We start from the raw sequence: 10,846 nt of genomic DNA on the forward strand, positions 1-10,846 counted from the left end.
TAAGCTATTTTGATAAAAGTTTCACTTTAGAAAGTAGCGGAGCGTATTGATTTTAGATAAAATAATCAAAAAAAATATCTAATGAATAAACTGATTCTTTGGCAAAAATGCCAAAGAATTTGTTTTTCAAGATTATTGCAGCTTTTTGAGGTAGTCAGCAGAGAAAATTGTAGGTTTGAGGAAAGAACAATAAGAGAAATCACTAGATTATGGAATTGTGTCGCGTAAGTCCTACTATAATTAAATCTGCAATTGCCAGTGTGGTGCAAGACATATGAAATTTGAAAACATTTGTTGTGGAAATTTACGGTGATGATTTAATGAGGATAAAAATCGCACTGGCATTGATGTCTGCTATCTTTATGTTTTACTGGACCGCAGCCTTAATAATAAGTTGTATACTTTGGTCAATATCTGTCACAATACTTTCTTTCGGGGACTTGACAGAGTTATTGAGCATTATTTCATTTTTGGGTTCCGTTCTTTTTTTGGTGGAAGCAAGAAAAGTACTACCCAGATGGTATCTGGCAGTCCCATTATGTATTTCTCTATTTGTACTAGTTATCGTAAATTTTTGGGTTATTTTTAGTGGTAGAGAACTTCTTAGTGACCACATCGGCATCGCAGAAACACTCGTGATGCTATTTATGGCGTTACTGTCCCCGTTCTCGGCACTGGTCTTCTTATCTATGGATAGACATCCTGCCTCGATGAATGCATATCTTGCAGTTTCATCTGTAGCGAGTATGCTTTCGATGTCACTCCTTTTCTTCACGCTCAGTGGACTTTCACATGCACTTTCAAGAGGAGGGCCGACTTTTGATGCTGTTGTCGCTTTTCAGGCATTCTATTGGCTCTTTGTGATGCCGGTTATAGGAATATGTTTTTTAGTTAGAGCAATAACATACAGGAATCCTGGAAACGTTTTAAATCCGGTAACTATTGGATCTACTTAAAATTAGTTATGAGTAAATTAGCAGTTAACTCAATTTCTATTTATTTACAAGGAATTTTCACACGATTCCTGGCACATAACTTTGACTTAGCTTACTTTAATATCATATCTGATCACTCTCCAGGTATTAAACGGTTTAACAAATTATCCACGAACTTCGGCTCATAAGTCAGTAAGCTGGATGGAGCCGAAAAAATATGTTACAAACCAGTTCTCCAAAAAAAGGTTATAATAGAAGAGATAATGAATAATAAGCAGTCTTTCACAAAAAAATATATAAGAGAGTTCCATGTCCCGATTTGATCCTATCCTGGCTTCAAGAGCACTCTGGCAGATCCGTGTGAGACAGCGTCCTTTTGTCCTTTCCCACGGTGTAAATGCCCGCTGCAATATGCGCTGCAAATTCTGTGAGTACTGGAAGAAAACCGGAGAAGAGCCGACTAAAGAAGAGATTTTCAAATTATTAAATGATGCGAGAGAATTCGGAATCGGAGTTTACAATGCCTGGACCGTAGAGCCTCTTCTTAGAAAAGACCTGCCTAATATTATGGCACATGCTAAAAAAATCGGTTTGATCACTTCCATGGTCACAAATGGAAAACTGCTTTACGAGAGAGCGGAAGAGCTTGGAGATGTGGACTACCTTTCGGTTTCAGTGGATGGAATAGATAGTTATAAAGAAATTCGAAGGATGGATTTTGAAACTCTATTGAAGGGTTTAAAAAAAGCTATTAAGGTTAGAAAACTTCAGAAAAAGAAAAATCCCATTTTGATGAACTGCGTGCTCACAGGAAAAAACCTGGACGATATCGAGACACTTATTTTACTTGCAAAAAAGCTGGGAGTAAAGGTTTCCTTCGAGCCTGTCCACGAGTTTCCCGGAATCAGTGATGAGATCTGGAATGATATTGGGATTCGAAATAAGGAAAAGTTCCACTGTACAGTTGACCACATAATCGAGCTTAAGAAGCAAGATTACCCTATAATCAATTCCAAAACCTACCTCAAAATGGTCAGGGACGGAAAAATGGACTACAAATGCAGAGCTAGTGGGATTATTATGAATGTGACGCATGACGGCACTCTGGAAACCTGCCGTGTGCATAACGAGCCACTTGGAAACGTGATCTGGGACGGCTTTGAGAGCGTCTGGAAAAACTCGGAAGAACACAGAAAGGAAATCGTCGAAAACTGCAGTGGCTGCCTCTTTTTTGGATATACGGAAAACAGTTTGATGCAGAGTTTTAATCCTGAAGTTCTGATGCATTACGAGTGGATGTAACTCCCGAGTTCCGTCACCCGAGTCCCGTCTCGGGAGGACGGTGCCCTTTTCGCTCACTTCGTTCGCTCAAGAGGGCTGAATTACCCGAATTTCGTTTCGGGAGCACGAAGCCCTTTTCGCTCGCTTTGCTCGCTCAAGAGGGCTGAATTATGGGAGAGAAAAGCTACTTTATAAATTTGAGAACCCAGTTTTGCTAATCCTGTACTCTTAAAGTTGTAGGTGTAATTATCTGATCTCAGAGTCAGTATCATTTAGGTTTTTGATAAAATATATTGCTTTACCAGTTCTGAGAATTCCAAGAAAATAGGCAGCAATACTTTTTACTTCATGAGTCATGACTTATATCACCTAGAAATTTAAAAAAGGCTTACTGTGTTTTCATCTCCCAGCTTCCAAGGATTATACAACACACTTACTTCACTCATTCAAGCAGAATTAAAATCAGTGTGAGAAGTATCTGGAAGCAAGAAGAGTAAGAAACGCTACCGAAAACAATTATATAAAAACTGCTAAATATTATAGTAATAATCAGTTATTTGGGTTTATTTGCAGCAACTGATGAAAAGCGTAGTGGGGAAGGGTGAAGAGTTACCGTTATTTCGGCTTTGAAGAATCAAAAAATCTTCGCAGCTATAAAGATACGGATATTCGGGAAAAATAAGAATATTTTTCGGGAGACATCCATTAAATCTAAAAATTTTTTGCTGTGAATTAATTTGATTCTATCTTCCCAGTATTACTCTTTCTCTATTTGCTGACCTGAACCTTACCTTGTATCAGAAGAAAAGTAATACATCGGACCAATGGAGGAAAATTATGCAAATGAAAGGGAGTGGAACACGTTTTGATCCTGTATGCGATATGGATGTTACGTCAAGGGATGTAACATACAAAAGTGACTACAAGGGGAGAACATATTATTTTTGTTCGTATGAGTGCATGAAGAGATTCCAGGATAACCCGGAAAAGTACACCGGCTTCCGTGAAAAGGAAGCTAAGGTATAATTTTCTTTTACCTTGAGTTCTGCTTATCCAGTACCCTTAAAGCTTCAGCTGTAGTCCACCTGACTTCAGATTCAGGATCGTTTAAGTTTTTGACAAGGGAAGCTGTTGCTTTTTGATCACCTATTTTTGCAAGGGCTTCGGCGGCGTACCGTCTGACCCAGGGGTTGCTGTCATTGAGAGTTTCGAGAAGTGCATCAACGGCTTTTCGGCTGCTTATATTCCCAAGGGCATAGACTGCAGTGATTCGGAGTTCGGAATCTTCTTCGTCTAGCATTTCCAGAAGGGCATCTATTGCTTCTTCAGCTCTAAGGGTTCCCAGAGAGTAAGCAGCAGCATTTCTTACTTCAGGATTCGTATCATCAAGGCATTTGAGAAGCGAGGCTACTGATTCTGGATTTTCCAGTTTCCCAAGGGATTCGGCAGCACACTTTCGAATTTCGGGGTCCTTATTTCTTAGTTTGCGGATAAGGGCTTCTGTGGCTTTTTTACTACTGAGTCCTGTGGGTTTTTTGCTGCCAGAGCTCCCCAGAGCCAATACTATCTGTTTTTGCAGTTCCGGAGAGCTCTTATCCAGTTTTGCAATAAGGGCTTCCTCAGCTTTCTCATCACCTAAAATCCCCAGGGAACGGGCTGCAGCTATCCTGACTTCGGGAACTTTGTCGTCCAGGCTCTTAATTAAAGGTTCAACTGCCTGTTTGTCTTTAAGGTTCCCAAGGGATTCTATAGCACACGCTCGGAACACAGGGTCTTTGTCTACAGTCAATCGTTTAATTAACGGTACTGATGCATTTTCTGTTCCTATCCGACCAAGGTTTCTGGCTGCAGTTATTCTTACTCTTGAATTCTTATCTTCAAGGAGTCCAAGAAGTGCCTTCTCTACTTCAGGGCCTCTTGCCTGGCCCAGGGCTTCGGCTGCAATTGCTCTGACCTCAGGATTTTCGTCTTCCAGAGCTTTGATGCAGAATTGTGTATCTTTTTCGCTTTGTTTAAGTGGGTTAACAGGATTTTCTTCCTGTCCTCTAAGAAGATCCGAAATGTACGAAAGCTTTTCAGATGAGGTTTTTAAGCCCGAAACATTGCTTAACAGGTTCATGGAGGTATAAACGATGGCTAAGAGGGATAGAACCATTGAAATAAGAGAGGAAATCAGTAAAAGTTTCATTTTGGCTTCGGAAAATGAGCCAAAGCTAAAAACAATCAGTATCAGTCCGTTAAAATATATTGTTCCTGCTGCCGTATAGGATACTATCTTTAGAGGCGGTTTTATCCGGTTGGCAATCGAGTTAGTGCTGTCCCTGTTGCTTTGCAGAGATAGTATGAAAATAGCAATAAATACGGCATACAATGCGGCTACTGATTGCATTACTGTTGAGGGGAGCCAGAAAGTTCCCCCAGAGCTTGCTGCAGAATTATCTGCATTTCCATTTCCTGAGAGGGTAAAAACGCTCAAAATAACCAGAGCAAATAAAAAGAAAACTTCAAGCTTGTAAGTTTTCAAGGTAGTCAGTTTCATTCTCAACAGACTGCCTGTACCCGGATAGTTATATAAAAATTCCGCTGAATTAAGTATCTTGTTGACTTTTGAGAAAGAAAAACAGTTAAGGTCTACTTAAAAGGAAATCCAAAAGTTAAAAAATAACTGATCTGATCTGAAATAGCCGATCTAAAATAGCCGATCTAAAATAATTGATCTAAAGTAATTGATCTAGAATTGCTAGTCGCTTTTATACAGCCATTTTTTATACGGTCATTTTATACGGCCATTTTATACTATCATTTTTATATGATCGTTTTTATACAGTCTTTACTACTACCTGATCTCCGCTTTTAAGTCCGAACTGACGTGCAGCATTTCCTTTGTTTACGGCAATTTCCAGGAATCTGTGACTGCCTATAAGGGCAAGAGGCTCTTTCTCCCCTACAAAACCATAGGTTTGAACAAAGGAGATCCTTCTGCTGTTTATTTCTATCTGTGAGCCAAAACTAGAGAATTTTAAAACTACTTCTTCCGGGATGTTGGTAATAACATTTCCGAAGTTGTCTGCAAAAATAACCTCCCCTATAATAAAGGGGCCGTCAATTCCGAAATTTTCAAAGTCAAGGTCAACGAAATCCGAAATTCTCGGTCCTACTGCCTCGATAGGTGTGCCTTTTGAGAGATGGGCTCCTGCAGGTGCAAAAATATCCCTGCCGTGGAAAGTTGCAGAAACTCCTGATTTCAGCATAAGTTCAGGATTTGTGATTTCGTATACTTCAATTTCGCCAAGGCTGCGCGCTGCAGGGATCAACAGCCCGTTATCAGGGCCGACAAAAAATTGTTCTTCTCCTCCACAGCCTGCTTTAATAGCAAGAGCACGGCGTGAAGTCCCAACTCCGGGATCGACAACGCCTATATGTACGGTTCCCTGCGGGAAATATCGAACAAGGGAATAAAGCGCAAAAGCTCCTTCCCGGATTCCTGCCTGTCGGATGGAGTGGGTGATATCAACAATCTGTACAGCAGGGTTTATTCCCAGAATTACGGCTTTCATGGCTGCGGGATAAAGGTCTCCAAAATCGGTGGTTAGTGAAATTAAAGGCATAAATATCACTCTGTTTTTTTCTATTTTACAATATGCAGGACTGAGAAATTATATAAAGATGTGAGGATGTAATAGTCAAAAATAAAAATTTTTAGGAAACTTGGAGACGCAGTGAGATGGATTATGTATATAAGGAAACTAGTCATACTGATTCTAATAAGCCTTGCTCTTCTTGCATCGGGCTGCGAGGAAATAATGAACGTCAAACAGAGTTCTGAATCCTTACAGGAACCCTCTACCGAATTTTATATTCTGGGGCCCGATGGAACAGCTGAAAATTATCCTATCGACTACGTACTCGGGGAAAATGGGACTGTAATAATAGGAATTATAAATCATGAGCAGAAACCCGTAAACTATACGCTGGAAGTCAGGCTCGAGGACACGCCTCTACCTTTGTCGGATATTTGGAAAAATATATGCCTCGGGAACAATGAGACCTTGGAAAAAGCAGTCACTATAACTCCCCCCTTCGAGGGAACAAACTTGAACCTTCAATTTTTGCTCTACAATAACGATAAAAAGGACATGTTAGAAGAAAATGTCAGTGTACCTTACAGAAATCTTAACCTATGGATAAATGTAACAACGCAGAATTTCTCGAAGAATAATTCAGCTCCTTTAACGGCAATATAAGCAACTGAGCTGAGGTTCGGCACTGACCCCTGTCCTCAAGAAAGGCTGAAATAATAAAATCGAGCAACTCTAACTCCGTGTTCTCAAGAATATCTTTTCTTCTTGAGAACACGAAATGTCAGCACATATACAAGAATGTTAAATATGAGAAGGGTTCCAACCTCAGGATAAAGATCAGAGATTCCGGAGTTATTCAACATAGCATTTTTTATTCCGTAAAACACGTAAGTGCTTGGTACGAGATGGGAAATATACCCGATCTCTCGGGACAAATCGGCCAGCAGGGCAAGCAAAATCATGGGTGCCATGCAAACAGTGGAAAATAGAGATGCCGAAGAGTAAGTATCAGCGTAACTGGCAATCAGAAGCCCAAGGCCTGTGAATACGGTAGAACCGAGAATTATAAAAACTGTGACTGATAGAAAGTTTCCGACGAAACCTTTGTTTATAATAATTATAACCAGGGATATGAGTATAGTCAAGAACAGTCCAAAAAGCGATTTGCCATAAATCACATCTTTTTCCGAAGCTGGTGACACAAGTATTGCTTCAAGGGTTTTTTTCTCTTTCTCTGTAGTTAGCGTATTGGGTAAAACCATCATTCCAACAAATATTACGGTAAACATAATCCACACAGGGATGTTGAATCTTGACTGCAAGTTTCCAGGGAGCGTATTTAAGGTAATGTTCACCGGATATCTCTGTCCTGCAAAGTCCATGACAATGTCTTTATAAGTTTGCAAAAATACGACTGATTTTGCCTCATACGGATTGACAATGATATTCAGGGAAGGAGTGAGCCCATTTTTTATATCTGCACTGAAGCCTTTTGGCACAAGCATAATGGCTGAAACTTTTTGATTATAAAGTAACTCTTCGGACTTAACGGCAGAGTCTGCAATAGTTACATCATAGTTACTTCTCGAACTTAGATATTCAATGAAATCGGTACTGGAACCTTCATCATAAACTGCAACGGGTACTACAGTGTTATCAGTCAATGAAATTGTAGAATTAAATAGAAGAGACAAAAAGACCGGAGTTAATAGTATTATCAATAAGTTCTTGTTCTTTACCGATGTTATCAAGTCCTTTCTAAAAATAGCCAGCACAACGTTAAGATTCATCAGTTAATTTCTCCCCGGTCAGTTTTATGAAAACATCTTCAATTGTAGCCTCTTTTGAATGTACAAAGGACACCTGATTATTTTCGGAGAGTTTCTCATAGATGTCGCTACTGGTTTTTGTATTTAGCGGCGATTCGTAAATATCTCCTTTTAGAGTCTTGATTATTAGAACATTTTCCCCATACCTTTTTTTCAAATTTGTAGGAGTGTCCATAGCTCTTATAGATCCTTTATGTATAATAGCCAGACAATCGCATAAAAAATCGGCTTCTTCCATATTATGTGTCGTTATGAGGATTGTTTTTCCCTGTTCTTTAAGATCAAGAATCATTTGCCTTATTTCCCTTGCCGAACGTGGGTCCAATCCGCTTCCGGGCTCATCCAGAAATAAAACATCGGGGTCATTGAGAAGGGCCCGAGAAATCATTATCTTTTGTTTCATGCCTTTTGAAAAAGTCTTTACTTTGTCTTTTTGATACCTTTCCATTCCTACGGCCTTGAGTACTTCACCTATTCTTTCTTTCGGAGAATTGTATAATCTTCTAAAAAAGTTGAGGTTTTCATAAACCGATAATTCTTCATACAGGTTTTGAGACTCAAAAACAACTCCGATTTTCTTTTTTATCTTTACTGCATCCGATACGGTGTTTAGTCCTCCGATATATGCAGTACCTGAGGTAGGAGGAAGCTGACAGGTAAGAATCTTAATAGTAGTGGATTTTCCTGCTCCGTTTGGGCCCAAAAGTCCGAATATAGTCCCTTTTTTGATACTGAACGAAATACTCTTCACAGCTTCGAAATCGCCATATTTTTTAGATAAGTTCTCAGTAACTATCTCTTTATCCATGGCACTACCAGCGATTTCAGAATCATTCCGCTCTTCAATCAAAACGACGAATAATATTTACTTGCATCATAAGCAGAAAAATAACTCTCTGTATCTCTTAAAAAATACTATAGAATTTTATAAGTTTTCTAGTAATTAAATTTTTTTATTTACAATATATTTTGGCACTGAAGGATCTCTCAGCACTCACTTTCAAGCCGTAGCAAAAATTCCTTTATATCCAGCCCACTTGCATAACCTGTAAGTTTTCCATCTGAGCCTATTACCCTGTGGCAGGGAATTATTATCGCAATCGAATTCCTGTTATTTGCAAGTCCCACCGCTCTATAAGCCTTTGGCTTTCCAATAGATACAGCTATCTCTTTATAAGTTCGGGTTTCCCCATAGGGGATTTCGCATAAAGTTCTCCAGACTGACTTCTGAAAATCCGTTCCTTCAGGATCCAGTTTAAGGTCAAAGGATTTGAGTTCCCCGGAAAAATAAGCTTCAAGCTGCCTTGTAGCCTCCCTAAAAAACTCTTTATTTTCTATCCAGTCAGCAGGGATTTCTATTCTCTTCTTTCCTTTCAGGAATATAAGATGTTTCAGTCCTTTTTCATTCCCTGCCAGAATAATGGGACCAATTGGGGATTCGATTATGTCATAGTACATTTTGTTCGCCTCCAGAATATGATTGCAGATAGTTGTATCGCTTCTGGTAGAAATCTATTTAATTCCCAACTATAACAGGCAGATTATTGATCAATGATTCATAGATTGGAACCAGAAGTCACTTATTGATTCACAGGCAACGACATTAAATTTATCTGATATTACCCAATTTTTAAGATTTGATATTCTCTTGTCATATATTTAAGGCCGGCTTCTAATGATAAATCGATAGCTTTCAGGCAAGAAAATTCCTTAACCAATGACTAATGAACAGAATTCAAAGTTTTGGACATTTTTGAAGATCAGGACTGGATCAAACACAACAAAGTTGAGGATGAAGTCAAAACCTCATACATGGAATACCTTACCCACACCAAGTAGAAATGCCTTGAAGTGTCCTATTCTCCTTTGGAAGTTTTGTATTCTGTGAAGACTACCTCCACTATGAATACAGGACCAGTTTTACTGATGAAGGCCGCCAGCAGGACAATATCAACGGCTTTAAACTGGAACGCAGCAAGCAGCGGGTACTGTATAGCCTCTGAACTCACTTTAACCTTCCGACCCTACGGTTATAGTCCCTCAATGAGTGAAACAATAAATCCCTTGAAGATCTTGAGAAATTCCTTGACTCTATGCGTTATTATCTTCTGGATTATGTCGAATATATATCCGTCCGGGAATTCCAGAAAAACGGTAAAATTCATTTTAAAATTCATTTTCATTTAACCTCTTTTTGTCTCAATTGGTTAATGCACAAATCCGCCATTCAATACGTGGAGAAGCGGGGTGTGAAATTCTCAATATTCATACTGTTCGGCGCCGGTTTTTGTCCTGGCATTGGTCCCGCAGGGGGCCCAAAGAAGCAACAGAGGTTGCACCTTATGATCATCTCCGAAAATATCTTAAAAAAAGCATGAGTCCCTAAGAGGAGCTTATGTTCTGGGCTATGGACTGTCGGAACTGGACTTGTTCATTATCCTTCTACCCAAAAAAGAAACAAAGAATGAGCCTTGTCCTAAAACCTATTTGATTCTAAATCATTATGAGTCTTCAGGATCATTTTAGTGATTAGGTATTCAGCTGATTGTTCCACATACGAAATTCAAAAATCAAATTTGAGTTTCAGGATATGCTCAATAAGAAAACACGAGCAAAACACTTTTTAAAAGGTATTGTCAGCAAAATAATCGGGTATAGTGTTTTCTCATAGATCAGACTCTAAAGCTTTTTTCTCTGGAGCTCTAGAACACGTTCATGAGGTCTTGAAGCCTAAGCTGAAAAAGCCGAAGGCAAAAGAAAAGCCTTCCAAATAGGAAAATATCAAACTTGAATGTGATTTTCAACAGCAACTGTTCACATATTTGATATATGCGACTTCAACATTTAGGAACTAAATGTAAGTTATCCACTCGAAATAGCGAAGAGCCATAATATTAGATTATTGTGTCTAATTTCCAATTAAATTATAATATTATTTATCTATTGATTAAATAATTTTGTAGTAAAGTTTATGTTGAAAGAAGTACCATTCTTACATAACAGTGTATAAAAAACGAAACAGATCTGAACTGAACTTGAAAAATCGGTTTAAACTCCTGAACGCACAGAGGCAAAGATATAGTTGACTTTGATAGTGTTCAAAGTTTGTATAATCTTGCCTCTGGAGTAAATCGAATGAGGTAAATAAGAAATGAGCAGAAAAAGGATAATCCATTTTTATCCGATTGATGTTTTAAAACACCTGAATGTTAGCATTTCC

The 10,846-nt window shown here is 38.8% G+C and carries 11 protein-coding genes and 1 pseudogene; 4 read left to right on the forward strand and 8 right to left on the reverse strand.

Going from position 1 to position 10,846, the window contains the following annotated elements; genetic code table 11:
- Positions 1-281: 281 nt before the first annotated feature.
- The 3 genes from ASJ81_RS05020 (at position 282) to ASJ81_RS05030 (ending at position 3,242) form a co-directional block, all read left to right on the forward strand.
- Positions 282-956: a hypothetical protein gene (locus ASJ81_RS05020; protein WP_245859821.1), complete on the forward strand. Its 675-nt coding sequence runs from the start codon at positions 282-284 to the stop codon at positions 954-956.
- A 288-nt stretch (positions 957-1,244) separates the two neighbouring features.
- The gene (locus ASJ81_RS05025; RefSeq protein WP_095643529.1) at positions 1,245-2,237 is read left to right on the forward strand and encodes a radical SAM protein; all 993 of its coding nucleotides are present in this window, start codon (positions 1,245-1,247) and stop codon (positions 2,235-2,237) included.
- 816 nt (positions 2,238-3,053) lie between these two features.
- Positions 3,054-3,242, forward strand: a complete 189-nt coding sequence (locus ASJ81_RS05030; RefSeq protein WP_095643530.1) for a YHS domain-containing protein — start codon at positions 3,054-3,056, stop codon at positions 3,240-3,242.
- A 7-nt stretch (positions 3,243-3,249) separates the two neighbouring features.
- On the opposite strand, the gene ASJ81_RS05035 is transcribed toward ASJ81_RS05030, so the two are convergent.
- Both ASJ81_RS05035 and ASJ81_RS05040 read right to left on the reverse strand, forming a co-directional pair.
- A complete protein-coding gene (locus ASJ81_RS05035) occupies positions 3,250-4,755 on the reverse strand; it encodes a HEAT repeat domain-containing protein (protein ID WP_095643531.1) in 1,506 nt (501 codons plus the stop codon).
- A 280-nt stretch (positions 4,756-5,035) separates the two neighbouring features.
- The gene (locus tag ASJ81_RS05040) at positions 5,036-5,824 is read right to left on the reverse strand and encodes an SAM hydrolase/SAM-dependent halogenase family protein (protein ID WP_095643532.1); all 789 of its coding nucleotides are present in this window, start codon (positions 5,822-5,824) and stop codon (positions 5,036-5,038) included.
- A gap of 111 nt (positions 5,825-5,935) precedes the next feature.
- Here ASJ81_RS05040 and ASJ81_RS05045 point away from each other — a divergent pair, with 111 nt between their 5' ends.
- Complete coding sequence (locus ASJ81_RS05045) at positions 5,936-6,460, forward strand: DUF1616 domain-containing protein (protein WP_245859823.1); 525 nt, start codon at positions 5,936-5,938, stop codon at positions 6,458-6,460.
- A gap of 83 nt (positions 6,461-6,543) precedes the next feature.
- Here the strand turns inward: ASJ81_RS05045 and ASJ81_RS05050 are convergent, their stop codons facing one another.
- The 6 genes and pseudogenes from ASJ81_RS05050 to ASJ81_RS22615 all read right to left on the reverse strand — a co-directional run bounded on the left by ASJ81_RS05050 (position 6,544) and on the right by ASJ81_RS22615 (position 9,809).
- A complete protein-coding gene (locus tag ASJ81_RS05050) occupies positions 6,544-7,587 on the reverse strand; it encodes an ABC transporter permease (protein ID WP_095643533.1) in 1,044 nt (347 codons plus the stop codon).
- Entirely contained in the window at positions 7,577-8,434 is an 858-nt protein-coding gene (locus ASJ81_RS05055; RefSeq protein WP_170943200.1) for an ABC transporter ATP-binding protein, read from the reverse strand. Before ASJ81_RS05055 ends, ASJ81_RS05050 begins: the two co-directional genes overlap by 11 nt.
- A 179-nt stretch (positions 8,435-8,613) precedes the next feature.
- Positions 8,614-9,084 (reverse strand): methylated-DNA--[protein]-cysteine S-methyltransferase, encoded by a 471-nt coding sequence (locus ASJ81_RS05060; RefSeq protein ID WP_095643534.1) that lies wholly within the window; start codon positions 9,082-9,084, stop codon positions 8,614-8,616.
- A gap of 61 nt (positions 9,085-9,145) precedes the next feature.
- Positions 9,146-9,279 (reverse strand): annotated as a pseudogene (locus ASJ81_RS05065) (IS110 family transposase); the annotation flags it as partial.
- Between the two features lie 203 nt (positions 9,280-9,482).
- The gene (locus ASJ81_RS22610) at positions 9,483-9,635 is read right to left on the reverse strand and encodes a hypothetical protein (protein ID WP_170943201.1); all 153 of its coding nucleotides are present in this window, start codon (positions 9,633-9,635) and stop codon (positions 9,483-9,485) included.
- 21 nt (positions 9,636-9,656) lie between these two features.
- The gene (locus tag ASJ81_RS22615; protein ID WP_170943202.1) at positions 9,657-9,809 is read right to left on the reverse strand and encodes a hypothetical protein; all 153 of its coding nucleotides are present in this window, start codon (positions 9,807-9,809) and stop codon (positions 9,657-9,659) included.
- Positions 9,810-10,846 lie beyond the last annotated feature (1,037 nt).

This window comes from Methanosarcina spelaei, assembly GCF_002287235.1.
Taxonomy (GTDB): domain Archaea; phylum Halobacteriota; class Methanosarcinia; order Methanosarcinales; family Methanosarcinaceae; genus Methanosarcina; species Methanosarcina spelaei.

Excerpts from the sequence above, each read along its gene's own strand:
- ASJ81_RS05040 (WP_095643532.1), bottom strand. The coding sequence starts at position 5,824 with ATGCCTTTAATTTCACTAACCACCGATTTTGGAGACCTTTATCCCGCA.
- ASJ81_RS22615 (WP_170943202.1), bottom strand. The coding sequence starts at position 9,809 with ATGAAAATGAATTTTAAAATGAATTTTACCGTTTTTCTGGAATTCCCG.
- ASJ81_RS05025 (WP_095643529.1), top strand. The coding sequence starts at position 1,245 with ATGTCCCGATTTGATCCTATCCTGGCTTCAAGAGCACTCTGGCAGATC.
- ASJ81_RS05050 (WP_095643533.1), bottom strand. The coding sequence starts at position 7,587 with ATGAATCTTAACGTTGTGCTGGCTATTTTTAGAAAGGACTTGATAACA.
- ASJ81_RS05030 (WP_095643530.1), top strand. The coding sequence starts at position 3,054 with ATGCAAATGAAAGGGAGTGGAACACGTTTTGATCCTGTATGCGATATG.
- ASJ81_RS05060 (WP_095643534.1), bottom strand. The coding sequence starts at position 9,084 with ATGTACTATGACATAATCGAATCCCCAATTGGTCCCATTATTCTGGCA.
- ASJ81_RS05035 (WP_095643531.1), bottom strand. The coding sequence starts at position 4,755 with ATGAAACTGACTACCTTGAAAACTTACAAGCTTGAAGTTTTCTTTTTA.
- ASJ81_RS05055 (WP_170943200.1), bottom strand. The coding sequence starts at position 8,434 with ATGGATAAAGAGATAGTTACTGAGAACTTATCTAAAAAATATGGCGAT.